This window comes from Natranaerobius trueperi, assembly GCF_002216005.1.
GTDB lineage: Bacteria > Bacillota > Natranaerobiia > Natranaerobiales > Natranaerobiaceae > Natranaerobius_A > Natranaerobius_A trueperi.
In genome coordinates, this window is the sequence record NZ_NIQC01000005.1 from 71,893 (window position 1) to 90,094 (window position 18,202).

Consider the following 18,202-nt stretch of genomic DNA (forward strand, 5'->3'; position numbering starts at 1 on the left):
ACCATTTTGTGCAGCTTCTATTAATGCAAGTTCTCTTTTTTTCATCACATCACACCCTTAAATATCATTACGTAAAGTTATACTGTTTTTGGGTACTCTTTTAGATAAAATACGGAACAAATTTCGACATCTTTTTATTATAGAAAATTTTTAAGAATGGTACAATAAAAAAAGTCACCGTATTATACGGCGACTAGAATTTACATTCTTGGTCTTTTAGTTACTGTATATAATGCTTTAGCTAAATATCCTATTAAAAACCCACCAATTAAACAGAGCAGAAGTAACAAAATTAAAGGTGCACTAACCTGCCAAAAAAGGATTTCTAATTCGACTGTATGAGTATTTTGAAATAGTAAAATCAAAGACAACATTATTAAGACAATGATAGCAATCGCTTTAGGTTTCAATCTCATCCTCCCCCATTTCTAATTAGTTTCAAACTCTTTTTGAATAATCGAGTTATCTATTTGTGGGATTTCAAATTCTTTACCATAATCTTTTAATTAATTTAATAATCAGAATTTAAATTAAACTCCATTTCTAAGTTATTATCATCAGTACTATGATTAGATAATACAAAACTATAATTAGTATCGATATCCATTTTTTCTATTTTAAAGTTTTCTTGATTTAAATATATGTTCTTATCCATAGAAATGTCTATAGAGTTTTTCATCTTTTTAAGTAACTCCTAATATTCACTCTGTAATTTTTCTTGTTCATCTAATTGAAAGTTTTCAATTATAAATTCTTCTAGATATTCTGTCATTATTTTTTTAAAAGTTTTCTCGTCTATATTATAATTAATTACTAAAAAATCGTTCTTCTTTCGTAAGGAATAAGATTTTGCTTATCATTAGCTAATTCTAAAAATAGAGCTAGTTCTATATTATGAAAGTATTGAAAATTTTTATCCATACACACCCATTAAAGTCATTAATGTGCCAATCATCATTATACTCTTGATAAACTGTATCTTCCTTTAAAAGCATCCGTCCTCTAAAATCAAAGTTTGTTGATTTTTTGTTACCCACAGTTGTGTTTAATGATAAGGGTGGGTTGATATCTTGACTAAAATAAATAGTCATCGGATCATACTTAATAAACGCATCAATATCAAAAGAATTAGACGTGGCTTCATTTTCTTGATTATATTCACAATTAGAAGATGTAAACGTCAAAGTTGTTTTCCCATCACCAACCAATATTAGAAAATGAACTTGAAGAGTTAGGAACTATATTGGAACAAAAAAATGGTAACGAAATATGGGAGATTAGTTATAAATGGTCAGAGGTAATTGGTTATTATTTTATTGTTGAGGGGGTTACTCTCTCTGACCATGCTTGCGAGAAGTTATCTAAAATCAACTTTTTCGTTAGAGAAAATGGTGTTAATTTGAAAGAGTTTATGCGGATACTTGGATAATATGAAGGTTAGAGAGGTGATATATGAATATGAATTACAAGGAGATTTTGTTAGCCAGCACATTAGCTATGATAACAGCTCTTTTTTTATATATTTTAGTAGAGTATTTCGTTCCAATTTCGAGATTTATATATGATTATACTTTAGTGATAGTTTTAGTAACGTGGTTGATAATTGCATCTAGTGTATTTTGGTTGTATAAGAATTTAACTAAAAATGCTGGGTATGATCCTTCGCTTGATGATAGCAAGAAAAATTATATAGTTCATTTAATAGTTGGAAGTACAATTTTTACAATTAGTATTGTTGGATATAAGTTCATGTGGGAATTTATAGAAGCTAATCTTATTTAAGTATAGAAGAGAAGAATACTATATAATAATATTGGAAAAAATAGTGTGTATATATTTTGAGGAGGGTTTTTTTGGGATACCAAGAAACGTATGTAAAAATGAAAAAGAGCGAAGACTTTAATAAGTTATTAAAAGTAATTAAGAAAAACGGTAAGAATTCCTTTAAAACTGCTGAGCCAGTTAGAATTATTACTATAAAAGAAGGTTTTGCAGGAAGACAGTTTATTCAAAGATATGGGGAATTAAGTGAAAAGTATTTTTGTTTTGATAAAGGAGAAAAATTTCTCTATGTAGTAGGGGAACGAGGGTCACAAATTTGCAGTGATAGGTTTTTCGAATATTGCGAAGATGTACCAGAAGATATACTTAAAAATATAGAATTTTATTTTACTGAAAACTTTCCTTCTACAAAGATATTTTATGAAGGATGGGGAGAACATGAAAACTTCACATGGGCAGAAGAAATATAAAATTAGCTTACTAGAAAAGCGTGAGCAAGCCTCATTTCTTTCTAATTAACCTAAAAAAGTATAATACCATTTTCTTTTAAAAATAAAATGTGAGGCCAAATAAGGGGGGCTATTTTGTTTATTAATGAAGAACACAAAGAAAGGTTTTACAAGTATATAGAGAGAGATGGTACTCCAAAAGAGGAATTGGATAGAATGGCTTTGTTCTATATTTTATCAAAACTAGTGAACGAAAAAGGAATAGAATTGTTTTATGATTTTAATTCTAGGTTGATTAATCCAGAATATCTCGAAAAAGTACACCTGTCATCAGGTGAAAAGAGAATGATAAAACTAGCATTTAACCTTTACAATGGATATAAGTCAAAAGATGATTGCCAAACAGTATATGACACTTTTTATAATCTTGATCCGTATAACTTACAAGTAGCTATCAATGGTATTCAAATTCGATTTAGAATGTTAGATGTAAAGGGGGAGTTTCAATGACAAGAAAGAAAAGGCCAGTTGGACAAGGGATTGAAAAACTAAATTGTAAAATCCAATTTAGCAACGGAACAGAAGTGAATATTAAAGGATAGCATTCTCTTGACTGCATTTATATCTTTTACATCTCTTAATGGCTGAACATATTCCATGTTTACATCAACTCCGAAATTACTAATTATAGTTTAATTTTACATTATGTCAGATAAACAGTAAAGAAAAAAACGGAAATATTTTCTCAATTATCAATAAATAGCTTAACAGTGGTTTATAACTTAATCTTTCTAATATGACACAAATACATTGTGTCATATTACTGATATAAATAAAAATGATAATAAACACCCCTTGGGAGTCATAAAGACAACTTCCAAGGGGTTAATGATAAAATATTAGTACTAATGGATTTAAATTAGAAATAATATAGTTAGCAAAAAAATATCTACTAACTCAAATATTATTTAAGCTTAATTTCATTGAACAATAACCATCATTATAAAGGTTGGCACTATAATAGTTACTATGATTTATTTGATGTTTGAGCATGCCTAATTTTATTGTTTTAATAAAATTAGTTTTTTTTCATTCTTAGGCCATTCAATAAACATTTCAATATAGTCTCTTATAAAAGGTTCTTCCAAATGCCTATTGTAAGTATAAGTACCATTTTCATCTAGTACAGTTTCTTTATTTTTTTCTCGACTGGTGGTGCCACTTCCTCTTTGTTCAGTTTCACTTATGGAGTATCTAAAACCTAATTCAGAAACATCTTCCAATTCTTCACCTTTATATTTTAACTCTATAGAGATATATCCGTAAAATTCTTGGTTATCCTTACCGGAGGCATCCTCCCATTTGTAGTCGTAATACTCTAAATCTGCTTCAACTTCCCAGTATTGGCCATCTCCTTGAAAAGTTAATTCATTTAAATCATGTATTTCGTAAAATATTGCATCTCTTAATTTTCTAGTTAATCCTCGGACATCAAATCCTTCAGTTTCATCATGAGACAAGAGAATTAATGCATTGTACGCACTTCCTACTTTTAGTCCTTTTTCAAATAAATGATCAAAATCATCTATTTGATGAGGAAGCACTTTATAAGCCATGGGAAAATATTCTTTACGTTCCGCTGTGGAATCAAAAAGATATACAAATAAATAGTCTTCTTTACCACCTACTTTATATATCTCAGGAGAAATAGGAAGGTCTTCATCAACAGGATCTTCAATTTCATATTTATCTATTTCATCCAGCTTCAATCTTCTATCCTCAATAGCGTTGACAACTTGTTGTTTTGTTAGTTTTTTCTCTCTATCCGGCTCTAGCGAAGACTTATGATCTCCAAGAGAAATTTCTTGAATCTTAGTTCCATTTTCATATAAATGTAATTCCGAATTATAAGCTAACTCTTTCAGTTGATCTAAGTTTTCTTCTTTTAACCATTCTTCTTCAATATAAGGCCCGTAATCATCAGGGTCTTGATGTTCTAGGATTTGACCATCTAATTCCTGGTCAATCGCAATACCAACATTAATTTCCTCTATATCTCCCGGCTCCAGCGATGCAATATCCGGGATAGGGTCTTCAAATTTTTCGCTGAATTTATCTTCTACAAAAATATCCTTTAATTTGGAATTAGGAACTAACTTATAACTTATATACTCATCTGAACTTTCAGCGATTGCTTTATCACTAATATTTTTAATTTTAAAGCTATAGTTTAGGTTTAGCGGGATTATAGAACTCAAAACTTCTCCCTCTTCATTTTTTTCAAATATTCCTAAGTCTTCGTCAGGAAAGATATTCACATTAACTTCTAGTAGTTTAATATTTTCCTCCAGCTCTTGATTAGAGCAACCTGCAGTAATCAATATTAAGATAATTAAGCCAAGTATAAATGTTTTTTTCAATATAATCCCTCCAAAGAGTTGCTTCTATAAAAACTGCCAAATTAATTTATCAGCCCTTATTTAATTTTATTAATATGCCTGATTGTATAGCTAGCTATCTATCTAATCTACAAATTGTATTCCAAGAAGACTTCTCTCGTTCACCTTGATAATATAGATCCGAATCTACACCTGAATAAGTAGATATCGATCCTCCACTAGGAGTCATAGGATTAACTGGATCAACATCACTTAAACTATCCATGGACCAATAATTTGTAGAGTCTCCATAAAACTGTGGAGCAAAAGTTTCTGAACTTACAGTTTCAACAATATCTTCTCCCTCACAATTTTCGCCAACTGCTGATGCATGTAAATAAGCATCTTTTATATCAATGTCATTGTTGTCCCTTTCCCATTTTGCTAATGATTGAGTAATTACATAATAATTATCACCTTCTAGTGCATAAAGTTCAAATTCAACCATTGCATATTGTCTAACATAATACTCCGGCTCAGATATACGGTCAAAGTCCTCATCACTGTCGTCTCCTATATACACACAACCAGAGGTTTGTATAGTAACTGTTTTTTCTTTAGTAAAATCTTTATTATTTTTATTCGGCCTATGCTCTTCTATCCAAATTTTTAGATCAGAACCTTCTACATCATCTACATCGTTACAATTCTTTGCATTTTTAAAATTTGTTTCTTTTAATCTATCAACAAATTTTAAAATTTCTGGATTATTTTCTTTAACTTGCTCATATGCTACTTCATTACCTTTCGGTTGATATCTATTAATAGGTATTTCTTGTATTTTTACTATCTCATCTACAGCTTGAGCTGAAGTAGTCTGGAAACCAAGACTTAAAAATACCAAAGCCATTATACAAGACAATACAATTAATTTTTTCACTTTATTAACCTCCCTCTATAAGTAAAGTTTTCTTTAATAAACTCTTTCATTCTAAAAATCTCGTAGTTAAGCAGAAACTTGAATATATTATAATATCTGTAAGAGATAGAATCCTTTAGCTGATCACAAGCCTAATATTAAATATGGCGGAACTCCACTTATGCTTGATGGTTTTACCTGCCATATCTCGTTGGGTCCCCTATGGCCCTCATAAATTCTTTCGTTCTACCTAACCTGGCTTCTCTGTACTCCTTTTGTGAAGGTTATTTGAAAATCTTGTGTGTCCTAACTACCTTTTATTCCTGTAACAAGTATAACTACATAGACTCTTAAAATACGCTTGTTATTCCTACGTCCTTACTGATAGCGTACAGACACTTCAACATTTAGCAGCTTCAAGCAAAAGCTAAGTGTAGAAGGTTTAAAGAAATTCTACACCAAAACTTGTTAAACTTACATAGTAATATTTACACGTCCTAGATTTTTACGAATTCGCCTTTTCTGCTACTAAACAAAGATTTACTGCTTAGTTTAGACTTTAATAACTTGCATTGTAAGGTGCTCAATTCTAGTTTTATTTTTTTAGTTATTTGAGTTTTGTAAGAACTAAAAATTTATTTGTTTAATTAAAATCATAACGGGTTGGCCAATCTGATCGGACCTCTGTTGGCCCTTCTAATACAGTGCTTTCTACTTGTGCAAACATCGGATGATCCATATAAGCTGGTATATAAGGATCTAAATTTGACAATCCATCTTCTTCATATACAAGAGTAAAATTAGGATCCTCATTTGACCACGCAGGGGTACCAATGTGATTTTCGGCAGTTACTCCAGGTTCTGATCTACTAGTTTCGCAATGAAAACCAGCTACACTTTTTGTAAGTACTGCATCATTAACCGACCAGTTCAAACTATCTCTTTGCCACCAAGTATAAGCTCTTTGTAAAACATAAGCAGGTTCATTGTTGTCGTGTGGTTCCCAATATTCAAAATCCACTCTTAAATGTTGTGATAAAACAACATTGCCACCATCGGTGTAGTAGTTATCACTACCTCCTGTATCCTCTTCTACAAAAGCACAGCCATTACTTTCCAATTCAATGTCACCATCGTCAATACAAACCAAATCATATCCAAACTCTATAACATAATTAGCTTTATGTACTGCATTACCTTTAGTCTCTGTTTGCAATTTAGGTGCTTCTACTTTTTCTTTCCAAACTTGAATGTCATTAACTAATTTATCAGCATCAACATTTCTATTTCGTGCTTTTTCTCTAACCAACTCTCCTATTATTTCATCCTCTAAAGGATCGCTTATTTTTTTTCCTTTTGGTTCCGGAAGTTCTCTAAAATCTAGAACATTTTCCCTAAATTCTTCAGGAGGTCCATGACCCTGTCCCTGTCCTGGAGTGTTTGGAACCTCATTAGCTTCTACCGTCCCAACAAAAGATACCAGGCATAAAACAAAAATGAATAAAGTAGTCTTCTGAAACGTACTCACAATTTTCAGCATTTTAATCCCCCTGTTTAAAAATTTTAAGTTCTGCTAAGTTTTAGATTGAGTTTTACATATTAAATCCCTCCTTAAAAAACTTTATTCTTTTCACCTTACTAACTCTCAATAAGAGAAAATGTTGCAAAATAAATGCAACTTTTTTTAGTTTTTTTTGTTATTAGTATAGAAAACAAAACAAAGGAGGAATAATCTATGTTTAGAAAGGTAGTAGTATTAACAATGGTACTGATGTTAGCAGGTTTTGGGACAGTATTAGCTCAAGGAGATGTTAGTCCGCCGCCGGGGGAAATTGCCAAAGATGGTTACGCTGAGGATGAAGTGGTGGTTGAAAAAGGTAGGATCAGTCCAGACTTAGCCAATTTGTTATATAGATATGTATCTTCAATTGAAGATGTAGGAAATGGAAAAGTTGAAATAGAAGGGACTACACAAACACATTCTTCAGTAGAAAGTTTAACAGTTGAAGTGACATTACAAAGGTGGACTGGAAGTGAATGGACTGATGTTACAAGTGTAAGAACCTCTGATAACAATGAAAGAATAGCAACTACTTCTAAAACAGAAAGTGTGGAACCAGGCTATTATAGAGCAATTGGTACACATAATGCTTTTGACGGTCATTTGAGACAAACAGAAACAACCCAAACCTCTTCAATTATAGTTGAATAAACAAAATAACTAGGAACCTTTTTTGGGTTCCTAGTTTAATGATTCAGCTATTTTAATTAATTCATCCTTTGAAAGTTGTCCATTAATACTATGCTCAATCCCCCTGTTATCAATAAAAGAGATCCCATTATAGTCATTCTTGTTCTGGGCTACTATTCCTTTATTACCATTGATTTCGATGATTTCAATTGACGCTTTGCCAAAACCAGCACTCACATGTGCACCTTCATTGATTTTTTTTTGAGTAAAGAATATTTCACTATTCCCTTTTTTATTAACAAATAACAAAGAAACTTGATAATCCTCTGGAGTTTTGTTAATTATATTCCATTCCTCTAATTCATATCCTTGAGGAAGGTATTCAGGCAGTATAAGTTCTTCTACGTCTAATTCCTCGTCAAATTCATCAGAAAGCCAAGCATATTGCACTTGAGAGTCCTCTTGACTAATTATTTCAAAGAAAGTTGATCTTAAAGCAGTGATTTGGTTATCGAAAAATCCGAATGAATTAATTATTACAAAAAATACTATGATAGACACTAGAGTTTTGCCTACTTTTTTCAACTTTTTCTTACCCCTATGTCTCTCTATATCGGCAAGTAATTTTTCAAAATTATCTTGTTCAGTCATTTAAATCACCTGCCTTAAAGAGCTTATCTCTAATCTTCTTAACAGCTCTTGAATAATTAGACCTAAGGGTAGTCTCTTTTTTTTGGGATTGTTTAGCAATTTCTTTAAATGATTTATTTTCTGATATCCTAAAATATATTATTGATTTATATTTTGGTGTTAACTGCTGTATATGGGAGTTAACTAATCCCATGGTTTCTGATTCTATGGTACGTTTTTCCGGGTTAAAATTGTCGTCGGCTTTATTAAGTTCGTCTGTTTTATCAGATTTATAGAATCTTTTATTATGATTGTAATAATCATAAGCCTCATTTTTAGCTATAACTGTCATATATCTTTTGAGTTCAGTTATATTATCAATCTCATTTAGTTTGTCTGATATCTTAATAAAAGTGTTATGTACTATATCCTCCGAAATTTTCTCGTCTTTGGTTATTTGGTGGACAGTTTTATATAGTATTGGTTTAAAATCTCGATATAGTTCTTTAAGAACAGCTTTTTCTGACGGATATAGTTTACCTACCTTACGTAATAAGCTCATGAAATCCCCCTTGTATTCAATCTGTCGAAAAACCTAATATCTTTTGGCCTTTTGCGGTTACCCAGGAAATTATTTAATCTTTATCTTGAATAAAATCCATGAACATGCTTTGTTCTCTGAAAATAAGCCATTCTTTAGAAACTTGAGTTAAGTTTGTCTGACCTTTGAAAAAGTCCCATTCATCAGTCTGCCAGTTACCTTCCCAGGTGTTTTGTAGCCAGTCTTGAAAGAGTTCATAGCTTTTTGTTAATCTTAAACTATTTTTGTCTATTAAGTACTCTCGAGCTTTATCAGTTATTTCATCTATCGATTTTTGAGTTAATTCATCTTCATTATCAGACATAGTTACATTTATAGTATTATCTTCTGAATTCCAATCTACCTTTGCCTCTTCTTTCTCTAAAGTGTTTCTCAAAGATACATACTCACTCTCAAATTCAGCTTCTAACATATCTTCCATTACACCTGCTTCCACCTTAGTGTTTCCGTTTTTAACATATAAATCAGCAGAGAGTGGCTCATCATTCAATGATAAAGTAATATCTTGAGCTTGTACAATGCCTAAGTTTGAAAATAAAAGTATCCCTAATAAAATAGAACAAATCTGTCTCATAATTCAATCTCCTTAATTTTAGTTATACTAATATATTCTTTTCAAACACTATTTTTCCTGTTAACCAATTAAAAACAAACTTAAAAAAAGACAATTTTTTATTCTACAAACTAACACTTATATTTCTTAAATAAAACTCAAAAGATATTACCACAACAATTTTAAAATTTTGGAGGGATACTAAATGAAAGTTAAAGATGTAATGACTTCTGAAGTATACTCTATAAACAAAGGTGAAGATATTTCTAAAGCTGCTCAAATAATGAGAAATGCATATATTGGAATTCTTCCTGTTGAAGATGGCGAAAAAGTTGTAGGTATGATTACTGACAGGGATATTACTACTAGAAACGTTGCTCAAGGGCATACAGGTGAGATACCTTGTGAAGAGGCAATGACAGCTGAAGTGATTAGCTGTTCACCAGAGACCCCAGTTGAAGAAGCAGTAGACCTAATGAAAAAATTTCAAGTTAGAAGGTTACCAGTAATAGAAAATGGAGATTTAATAGGCATGGTTGCTCTAGGTGACCTAGCAACAGAAGATGCAACTGATGAAGAGGCTGGAAGTGCTCTATCAAATATTTCAACTCCAAGTAAACCTAAAGATATTGAGTAATTTTTAACCCCAAAAGGGGTTTAATTTACGATGCTCCCTTGAGGTGACAAAATAATAAGTCACCAACAGGGAGCATATTTTTTGGTAAATATCTTTTATATATTTAAATGCTATAATAAAATATATAGTATAGAAAACTGAACCTAGATAGGTTTTAGTTGAAAGTTCAAAATAGGGAGTGTCATAAAATGACAGCTTTTACAATAATAATACCAGTTTTTCTTTTCATATTAGGGCTAATTGGTACTTTCTTACCGGTTATGCCTGGTGTATTACTGATATGGATTGGAATGTTTATTTACGGTATTTTAACAGAATTTCAAGAACTGACTGCTACATTTTTTCTTATACAAGGATTAGCTGCATTACTAGTACTTCTAATAGATTATATTGCAAGTGCATGGGGTGTACAAAAATTCGGTGGTTCAAGAATAGCAATGCTTAGTGCCGTAGTTGGACTTTTTATAGGAGTACTATTTTTCAATATTCCTGGATTTATTTTTGGCCCATTTTTAGGTGCTTTGATTGCTGAATTAGTTAGAGGGCTCCCCATTGATAAAGCCATTTTGTCAGGTTTAGGGACATTAATTGGTCTTTTAGGTGGTATATTACTTAAATTAATCATTGAAATAATTATGATTATTTGGTTCTTCATCGCAATTTAGTCATCATTTGTATCTATACCAACCATGTTCATTAAAAATTGAGCATTCGTTGTTGGTGAAAGTCCAGGTCTTAGCTTATAATCAAAAATTATCTCATTGTCACGATAAAATTCTCTAAAATGATAATTCTTAATACCAGCTTGTTCTTTTTCAAGGGCCCCTAATTCTAAATCATGTGTAGATACTAACCCTACTGCACCATCTTGTCTTAGATTATTAATAACAGCTTTTGCACCAATATGTCGATCTTGTGAGTTAGTCCCTTTAAAAATTTCATCTAATAAGAAAAAAACTTGTATATCCTGTTTTGCTTCTTTTACTATGTCTCTAATTCTTAATAATTCAGCATAAAATGAAGATAGATTCTTATCTAAATCATCATTTACTCGCATACAAGTTTGAACTTTCATAATTGAGCAATTTAGATAATCTGCACACACCGCGCTTCCAATATATGCTAATATCAAATTGATCCCAACAGTTCTAAGTAATGTACTTTTACCTGACATATTCGACCCTGTTATTAATAAAATACTTGTTGGTGGCTTAATAATAAGATCATTACAAACTCTATCTTCTGTTAATAAAGGATGCCCGAGGTTTTTTGCTTCTAACACACTTTTTTCATTAGTAAACGAAGGTAAATTCCAATCTGGATTATTAAATGAAAGAACTGAAAGACTCGATAAAGCCTCTACATAACCAATACAATCAAACCAGTTAGGAAGTTTATTACCAGATTCTTTTTTCCAAGATTCTAACGCTATTTTTAAATGATAATCTGCTAAAAATAAAATATTAAATAATAAATACATTTGACTTGTTCGATGAAATATTGCATCAACAATCTTATCTAGTCTATTTAATTGTTCTAAAGCTGTATCTTCTTCTTTTACTAACTTCTCTTGTAATTCTAATAATTGTTCACTTGAAAAATTTGCTGTTTCAATTAATTGCACCATATTTTTATATGCTTTTAAAGTAGGCGCATGATTTTGTGTTAAAGAAAAATCTTCAGTTCGATCCTTGTACCCTATTGCTATTAATAAAATCTGAAGCGATATCCCAATAAATGGATAGTAAAATGGAAGACCACCAAAAAAATATAAGAGTATTACAATAATAGTTATTAAAGGCAAAATTCGTATTAAATAAACTAACCATGGCTTAGTATAAATAGAATTTATTTCTTTTGTAGCCCATTTAAATAGCTCTTTTGAAGGTAAATAATTTCTATTATTTACCAAGCTAACTGTTCCTTCTACTTGTAATTGTTGTCTCCAATCAATTTGACTACTCAGTTCGATAATAGTTTTTTGCCGTTTTTTTATTTCTTCAATATTCTGGCATGGATAAAGTAAAAACTCTTTTAATTTTTGCCTTCCCATGTATGTAGTAGTTGTATTGATCCATTGAAACAATGATGCTTTACCAAATATATCTAAATCTTGTGCAAACATATGATTTTCATCTAATAAATCTTCTCCTGTATCTTTAAAATCTTTCCAATCACCATTAATCCTATCAACTGATTTTTGATTTATTTTGACTAATGAAGATAAATAGTTACATTCTTCTGTGATTTTTTGATGTTTTCTCACTAAGAATAAAAATAATATAAAAAAAGCTGATAGCAAAAATACAGCTGATGAGCCATTTAAATAGATAATTGATAAAGTAAAACTAAAGATACCTAGTAAAGCAGTTAATAATCTAAAGTTTCCAATACGATTTACTAATTGACTTTTCTCTTGTAACTTTTTTTGGTAAGTTTGCTTTCGGTTTTGATATTCTGCGTAAACGTCTCTCATCAAACCTTCCTTTCTTACTGCTATTATATTAAAATTTTAACATAAAAACAAAAAAAATCCGAACAAAATTAGTTCGGATCCTAAAAAGATTAAACTTTAATATCAAAAGATAACCAAAATAAACTAATAGATTCTTGTCTCTACTAGAACTTATCCACCACCAATCGGTGGGAATAGCCCTATTCTATCACCATCTTTTATCGGTTCGTTTAATTCTACCCTAACACCATTTTTAAGGATCAAATGTAGCTTGTCTTTAGGAAGGGAAAGTTCTTCTACAATACCTTCAATTGTGGTTTTTCTTGTTTCATATTTATATACTCCATTCTTTGCTTCAAAAGGTAAAAGATCACGCAAGGTTGCAAAGCATCTAATCTCAACTTTAGCCACTTTCACCACTCTCCTCAGTTATTTATTAGTGGTATTTAAAGGAGATGGGCCGGTTTTAGCCGACCCATTAAAATCAAAATTTATAAGTTTCATCTAGTTTATCATCCTCTAAATCAAAATTTACATTGTGAGGAGGTAATTTTTCTGATTTGAAAAACTTCGGTAACCTATCATGTGCTTTTGTAAATCCAGCTTTTTCATTAAATTCACGCTCTATTTTTAATATTTGTTTGCCTAATTTAGAAACATCGTCTACATTCAATTCAGTACCGTATTGTGCATTAATCATATCTACAATTGATGGTAGCGCATCTTCATTGTCTAACACTGCAAAAGCAACAAATAAGCACAGTCCTGTGGTATCTATAGCAGCTGTAGCGACTTGTAAATCTCTAGATAGATCAACTTGACCTTCTTTTTTTAGTGGGTCTATTTCTCCACCTACTTTAAGAATATTAGCAGTCACAGAATACCCTGCAGTATGATCAGCTCCTTGAGTACTAGTCGCATAAGTAACACCTACACCTTTTACAGCTCTAGGATCATATGCAGGGATACTCTGTCCTTTAACAGTAGGTACACGATCTATTCCAAATACTCTCCCTATATTATCTGCTCCAGAACCAATGATTTGACCTAGTGGAGTACCACTTCTAATTTCTTCATCAAAGATTCTTTTTACTTCTTCTTTATCACCAAATTCCATAAAGTCTGTCTCCATATAAACAGAAAAAGAAACACCTGTTTCTATTGTATCAAGACCAATATCATCACAATAACGATCAAAATATGCTATATAATCTAAGTCGTCAATTTCACACTGAGCCCCAAAAGCCCAGATAGTTTCATATTCTAACCCTGCTGTCAGATATTCTCCATTTTCATCATGATAAACATTTGAACACCCCATAATACAACCGGGATGACAAGCGTGGCTAGGTTTTCCTCCTCTTTCTTTAATAGTTTCAGTCATTGTTTCACCACTTGTCTTATCAGCTGTATCAAATCTTCCAGTACGGAAGTTTTTAGTAGGTAGTCCACCTGCTTCATTTAGTATATTTATTAGTACAGCAGTTCCATAAGTTCTTAAAGCCTCACCAGAAACTGGATGACCAAGGATAATCTTTGAAAATTTACGACTAGCTTCTTTAAAAGCATCTTCATTTTGTAAATTTACTCCAGAAGAACCTTCATCGTTGATTACTATTGCTTTCAGACCTTTAGCTCCCATTACAGCGCCTAATCCACCTCTTCCAAATGCTCTAACAGGTCTATCATCAGTATCTGTTACTGCTATACTAGCTGCTGTCATCTTATATTCACCAGCAGGCCCGATTGAGACAACAGTAACACTATCTCCGTATTTATTTCTTAATTTATCTCCTACGTCGTAATTACCTAACCCTTTTAAACTTTCATCTTTTTCTAGTCTTAATCCATCTTTATCAATTACTAAAACTAAATTATCTATTTCTGAAGAACCTTCAACTATTAAAGCTTTAACTCCCAGTTTAGCCAAATCTTGGGATGCTGTTCCACCAGAATTACTTTCCTTTATCCCCTTAGTTAATGGACTTACACTCCCTACTGAAATTCGTCCTGAACTAGGTGCTCTAGTTCCGGATAACAAACCTGGTGCAAAGACCAGCTTATTTTCATCACTTAATGGATGAATTGTAGGATCGACTTCATCGTATATAACTTGTGATGTTAAAGCACGACCACCTAAAGGTTGATACTTTTCAGGCACTTCTTCTTGGGCTACTTTGTGATTGGACAGATCTACTCTCCAGATCTTCAACTAAATCCCTCCCTTTTGGATTAAGTTCTCTTTTACATTTTATCATGTAATAGTAATTTTGAAAATTCGAAATTATCCTACTTTTTTAAATGTATTAAAAAGCTTCCAAATATATAACATAATAATTACAAAAAGCTGCCTTTTTAGCAGCTTTTCATTCACCAATTATCTTAACTAATACTCTTTTTTTTCTGTTTCCATCAAACTCACCGTAAAAAATTTGTTCCCAAGGACCAAAGTCTAGTTCTCCATTCGTAATTGCAACAACAACTTCCCTTCCCATAACTTGTCTTTTCATATGTGCATCAGCATTATCTTCAAATGTATTGTGGTCATATTGTGAAACAGGTTCATGAGGGGCTAATTCTTCTAACCATTTTTCATAGTCTTTATGTAATCCATATTCATCATCGTTGATAAAAACACTAGCCGTTAAATGCATAGCATTTACCAAACATAACCCTTCTTGTACACCACTTTGTTTTACAACATCTTCTACTTGTCTTGTAATATTAATAAACTCTCTTCTTTTATTAGTATTAAACCAAAGGTGCTTTGTTAGAGATTTCATTGAAAACCCTCCAAATCGCCTATTTTAATACTTTCTTTTTATCCATTGTTAATTCTCTATTATCTACTAACTCTTGATACATGTTATCTGACATCTTTTGTAGTAAGTTTCTTAGTAAAAGTTCATCTTCTATAGATAAATTTTTAGATACCATCTCAGCAGTTTCTTGTAAAATTTCTTTTAAATCTCCTATAATAGACTTTCCTTTATCTGTTACATATAATGTTTTTGCTCTTTTATCTTTATAACTACATTCTTTTTTCACATACCCTTGATCTACAAGTCCTTTTAATCTTTTTGTAATAGTGATCTTATCTAGCATTAGAATACTTCCTAATTCATTTTGATTGACACCTTCGTTATGATAGATCTCAGTTAAAATTTCCACCTGTAACTTATCTATATTAAATTTTTTCACTTTATGATTTATATAATAATTCAAGTATTTATAAAGAACAGATATATATTTACTGAGGGATTCAGACTCTTTTCCCATTTTTTTCACTCCTTTGTTAAATCATTACTTTTTAACTTAATCATATCAAAAAGCTAACAAATAATAAAGAGATTTCATATGAAGTTTTCAGAATTTATAATACTAATTTAATTAAATTAAAAAACTACTAATGAAATGGCTTCTTGTTATATTTATAAGGCTAGAAACTTTTTTTAAAGTTGATAATCTGCTATACTATATAAGTTATCTTAAAGGCAAGTTGTAAATTTTAGGAGGAATTATTTTGGAAACTACAAACATCAAAAACATTGCATTGATTGCTCACGTTGATCATGGAAAAACTACTTTAGTTGATGCACTTCTAAAACAAAGTGGAGTTTTTCATGAAAAAGAAGCTGTCAATGAACGAATTATGGACTCTAATGACTTAGAACGTGAAAGAGGTATAACAATCCTCTCTAAAAATACTTCTATTAACTACAAAGGAACTAAAGTTAATATTGTAGATACACCTGGTCATGCTGACTTTGGTGGAGAAGTTGAAAGAATATTGAATATGGTGGAAGGAGTATTACTTTTAGTTGATGCGGCTGAAGGACCTATGCCACAAACCAAATTTGTATTAGAAAAAGCTCTGTCTCTTGGACTTTCTCCCATTGTTGTAATTAATAAAATTGACAGACCTCAAGGTAGACCACAAGAAGTTTCAGATGAAGTACTTGATCTATTTTTTGACTTAGAGGCAAATGAACAACAATTAGAATTTCCAATTGTTTTTACAAATGCTCTAAAAGGGGCTGCTTATACAAGTCTTCCGATAACTGATGAAAACAGTGATTCCCTAGAACCTTTATTTGAGACTATTTTAAACGAAGTTCCTTCTCCAAACGTTGATCCAAATGGGTCATTTCAAATGCTAGTGTCTAGTACCGATTATGATAATTTTTTAGGTAAATACGCAGTTGGAAAAATAAACCGCGGATCTATCTCTAAAAATGATCAACTTGTAGTTATAGGGGAAGAAACCAGTAAAAAAGTAAGAGCAGGTCAAATATTCACCTATGAAAACTTACAAAAGTCACCTATCGAAACAGCTATAGCAGGAGATATAATTGCTATTTCAGGTATAGAAGAGATAAATATTGGTGAAACTTTAGCAGATCCACAAAACCCAGATAAACTACCTACCCCTCATATAGATGAACCTACTATATCTATGACCTTTGGGGTTAATAAAAGTCCTTTTGCAGGACAAGAAGGAAAGTTTATTACTTCAAGAAAAATTAAAGAACGATTATTTATCGAGCAAAAATCTGATGTTAGTTTAAAGGTACACGAAACTGACAATCCAGAAAACTTTGATGTTTTTGGACGTGGTGAGCTTCATCTGTCAACCATTATTGAAAAAATGCGTAGAGAAGGCTATGAATTACAAGTATCAAAGCCTGAAGTTATCTTTAAGACTATTGATGGTAAAAAAAATGAACCCATTGAATCAGTTGTTATGACTCTACCAGACCAATATTCTGGCTCTATTATCGAAGCATTGAACCTTCGAAAAGGAGAGCTACTAGAGTTTAAAAACCTCTCAAATGATGATGTTAAGCTAAGATTCAATGTACCATCACGAGGGTTGATTGGGTTTAGATCACAATTTCTTACCCTTACAAGAGGTGAAGGTGTACTACATCATAATTTCCTTCGTTATGAACCTTATAAAGGTGATTTTTCAATTCGAAATAATGGTGCATTAGTTGCCTTCAAACCTGGAGAAGCCACATTTTATAGTCTTCATGCCCTAGAAGATCGTGGTGAATTCTTCATTGGACCAGGAACACAGGTTTATGAAGGTATGATTATTGGAAAGAGAAGTCAAGATGGTGATTTAGATGTTAATGTATGTAAAGAAAAACATTTAACTAATGTCCGTGCCGCTGGTTCTGATAATACAGTTAAAATTGCACCTCCTAAACTAATGACTCTAGAAGAATCTTTAGAATTTATAAATGATGATGAATTAGTAGAAGTTACACCCAACAACATTAGATTAAGAAAGAAAACTTTAAATAAACAATTTAGAAAGAAGTAGTAAAAAACTGGCTTCCCATTAGGAGGCCAGTTTTTATATTGAATCTATTAAATAAGGAGCATTCCTGTAATAAATTAAAATGAACAGATAAAAAAGTACCTCCTGCTTTGATCTTCAGAGTAGATATTGCAAAAGAAACTCATGTAGCAAGAACTCCGGATTTTCGAGGTGTAGAGTTTTCAATGCTAGTTACCCTCAAAAATACCAGAAAAGGTTTTAAAAAGTCTTTAAGTTGGTTAGAAATCATTAAAAAGACCCAATAAAACAACCAATACTGT

At 31.4% G+C, this 18,202-nt stretch carries 23 protein-coding genes; 9 read left to right on the forward strand and 14 right to left on the reverse strand.

The window, feature by feature from the left end; all coding sequences use genetic code 11:
* Nucleotides 1-200: 200 nt before the first annotated feature.
* The 3 genes from CDO51_RS03705 to CDO51_RS03710 all read right to left on the reverse strand — a co-directional run bounded on the left by CDO51_RS03705 (nt 201) and on the right by CDO51_RS03710 (nt 1,184).
* Nucleotides 201-410, reverse strand: a complete 210-nt coding sequence (locus CDO51_RS03705) for a lipopolysaccharide assembly protein LapA domain-containing protein (RefSeq protein ID WP_158212296.1) — start codon at nt 408-410, stop codon at nt 201-203.
* Between the two features lie 101 nt (nt 411-511).
* A complete protein-coding gene (locus tag CDO51_RS13715; protein ID WP_158212297.1) occupies nt 512-679 on the reverse strand; it encodes a hypothetical protein in 168 nt (55 codons plus the stop codon).
* A gap of 208 nt (nt 680-887) precedes the next feature.
* Entirely contained in the window at nt 888-1,184 is a 297-nt protein-coding gene (locus CDO51_RS03710; protein ID WP_089022954.1) for a hypothetical protein, read from the reverse strand.
* A gap of 2 nt (nt 1,185-1,186) precedes the next feature.
* Between CDO51_RS03710 and CDO51_RS03715 the strand changes: the two genes are divergently transcribed.
* The 4 genes from CDO51_RS03715 (at nt 1,187) to CDO51_RS03730 (ending at nt 2,741) form a co-directional block, all read left to right on the forward strand.
* On the forward strand, nt 1,187-1,429 hold the full coding sequence (locus CDO51_RS03715; protein WP_089022955.1) for a hypothetical protein: 243 nt from the start codon (nt 1,187-1,189) through the stop codon (nt 1,427-1,429).
* A 23-nt stretch (nt 1,430-1,452) separates the two neighbouring features.
* The gene (locus tag CDO51_RS03720; RefSeq protein ID WP_089022956.1) at nt 1,453-1,782 is read left to right on the forward strand and encodes a hypothetical protein; all 330 of its coding nucleotides are present in this window, start codon (nt 1,453-1,455) and stop codon (nt 1,780-1,782) included.
* A gap of 71 nt (nt 1,783-1,853) precedes the next feature.
* Nucleotides 1,854-2,252, forward strand: coding sequence for a hypothetical protein (locus tag CDO51_RS03725; RefSeq protein WP_089022957.1), 399 nt, complete (start codon nt 1,854-1,856; stop codon nt 2,250-2,252).
* A 114-nt stretch (nt 2,253-2,366) separates the two neighbouring features.
* A complete protein-coding gene (locus CDO51_RS03730) occupies nt 2,367-2,741 on the forward strand; it encodes a DUF6075 family protein (protein ID WP_089022958.1) in 375 nt (124 codons plus the stop codon).
* Between the two features lie 551 nt (nt 2,742-3,292).
* Here CDO51_RS03730 and CDO51_RS03735 read toward each other — a convergent pair.
* From CDO51_RS03735 to CDO51_RS03745, 3 genes are all read right to left on the reverse strand, one after another.
* Complete coding sequence (locus CDO51_RS03735) at nt 3,293-4,651, reverse strand: hypothetical protein (RefSeq protein WP_089022959.1); 1,359 nt, start codon at nt 4,649-4,651, stop codon at nt 3,293-3,295.
* Nucleotides 4,652-4,745: 94 nt separating this feature from the next.
* On the reverse strand, nt 4,746-5,549 hold the full coding sequence (locus tag CDO51_RS03740) for a hypothetical protein (protein WP_089022960.1): 804 nt from the start codon (nt 5,547-5,549) through the stop codon (nt 4,746-4,748).
* A gap of 622 nt (nt 5,550-6,171) precedes the next feature.
* Entirely contained in the window at nt 6,172-7,068 is an 897-nt protein-coding gene (locus tag CDO51_RS03745; protein ID WP_089022961.1) for a hypothetical protein, read from the reverse strand.
* 195 nt (nt 7,069-7,263) lie between these two features.
* Between CDO51_RS03745 and CDO51_RS03750 the strand changes: the two genes are divergently transcribed.
* The gene (locus CDO51_RS03750; protein ID WP_089022962.1) at nt 7,264-7,740 is read left to right on the forward strand and encodes a hypothetical protein; all 477 of its coding nucleotides are present in this window, start codon (nt 7,264-7,266) and stop codon (nt 7,738-7,740) included.
* Nucleotides 7,741-7,770: 30 nt separating this feature from the next.
* On the opposite strand, the gene CDO51_RS03755 is transcribed toward CDO51_RS03750, so the two are convergent.
* From CDO51_RS03755 to CDO51_RS03765, 3 genes are all read right to left on the reverse strand, one after another.
* Entirely contained in the window at nt 7,771-8,370 is a 600-nt protein-coding gene (locus CDO51_RS03755; protein ID WP_089022963.1) for a DUF4367 domain-containing protein, read from the reverse strand.
* On the reverse strand, nt 8,363-8,911 hold the full coding sequence (locus CDO51_RS03760; protein WP_089022964.1) for an RNA polymerase sigma factor: 549 nt from the start codon (nt 8,909-8,911) through the stop codon (nt 8,363-8,365). Before CDO51_RS03760 ends, CDO51_RS03755 begins: the two co-directional genes overlap by 8 nt.
* A 73-nt stretch (nt 8,912-8,984) precedes the next feature.
* Entirely contained in the window at nt 8,985-9,524 is a 540-nt protein-coding gene (locus CDO51_RS03765; RefSeq protein ID WP_089022965.1) for a hypothetical protein, read from the reverse strand.
* Nucleotides 9,525-9,708: 184 nt separating this feature from the next.
* Between CDO51_RS03765 and CDO51_RS03770 the strand changes: the two genes are divergently transcribed.
* Nucleotides 9,709-10,140 carry a CBS domain-containing protein gene (locus tag CDO51_RS03770; protein WP_089022966.1) on the forward strand — a complete coding sequence of 144 codons (432 nt, stop codon included), beginning with the start codon at nt 9,709-9,711 and terminating at the stop codon, nt 10,138-10,140.
* A 188-nt stretch (nt 10,141-10,328) separates the two neighbouring features.
* Nucleotides 10,329-10,805: a DUF456 domain-containing protein gene (locus tag CDO51_RS03775; protein ID WP_089022967.1), complete on the forward strand. Its 477-nt coding sequence runs from the start codon at nt 10,329-10,331 to the stop codon at nt 10,803-10,805.
* Here CDO51_RS03775 and CDO51_RS03780 read toward each other — a convergent pair.
* The 5 genes from CDO51_RS03780 to CDO51_RS03800 form a co-directional block, all read right to left on the reverse strand.
* Nucleotides 10,802-12,616: a MutS family DNA mismatch repair protein gene (locus tag CDO51_RS03780; RefSeq protein ID WP_089022968.1), complete on the reverse strand. Its 1,815-nt coding sequence runs from the start codon at nt 12,614-12,616 to the stop codon at nt 10,802-10,804. The genes CDO51_RS03775 and CDO51_RS03780 overlap by 4 nt on opposite strands.
* Before the next feature lie 150 nt (nt 12,617-12,766).
* Nucleotides 12,767-13,006: a MoaD/ThiS family protein gene (locus CDO51_RS03785; protein WP_158212298.1), complete on the reverse strand. Its 240-nt coding sequence runs from the start codon at nt 13,004-13,006 to the stop codon at nt 12,767-12,769.
* Between the two features lie 73 nt (nt 13,007-13,079).
* Nucleotides 13,080-14,807, reverse strand: a complete 1,728-nt coding sequence (locus tag CDO51_RS03790; RefSeq protein WP_089022970.1) for an aldehyde ferredoxin oxidoreductase family protein — start codon at nt 14,805-14,807, stop codon at nt 13,080-13,082.
* Between the two features lie 154 nt (nt 14,808-14,961).
* Nucleotides 14,962-15,378, reverse strand: coding sequence for a secondary thiamine-phosphate synthase enzyme YjbQ (locus CDO51_RS03795; RefSeq protein WP_089022971.1), 417 nt, complete (start codon nt 15,376-15,378; stop codon nt 14,962-14,964).
* Nucleotides 15,379-15,397: 19 nt separating this feature from the next.
* Nucleotides 15,398-15,874, reverse strand: a complete 477-nt coding sequence (locus tag CDO51_RS03800; RefSeq protein WP_089022972.1) for a MarR family winged helix-turn-helix transcriptional regulator — start codon at nt 15,872-15,874, stop codon at nt 15,398-15,400.
* Nucleotides 15,875-16,118: 244 nt separating this feature from the next.
* Between CDO51_RS03800 and typA the strand changes: the two genes are divergently transcribed.
* Both typA and CDO51_RS13720 read left to right on the forward strand, forming a co-directional pair.
* Entirely contained in the window at nt 16,119-17,924 is a 1,806-nt protein-coding gene (typA, locus tag CDO51_RS03805; protein WP_089022973.1) for a translational GTPase TypA, read from the forward strand.
* Between the two features lie 107 nt (nt 17,925-18,031).
* On the forward strand, nt 18,032-18,187 hold the full coding sequence (locus CDO51_RS13720; RefSeq protein WP_158212299.1) for a hypothetical protein: 156 nt from the start codon (nt 18,032-18,034) through the stop codon (nt 18,185-18,187).
* Nucleotides 18,188-18,202 lie beyond the last annotated feature (15 nt).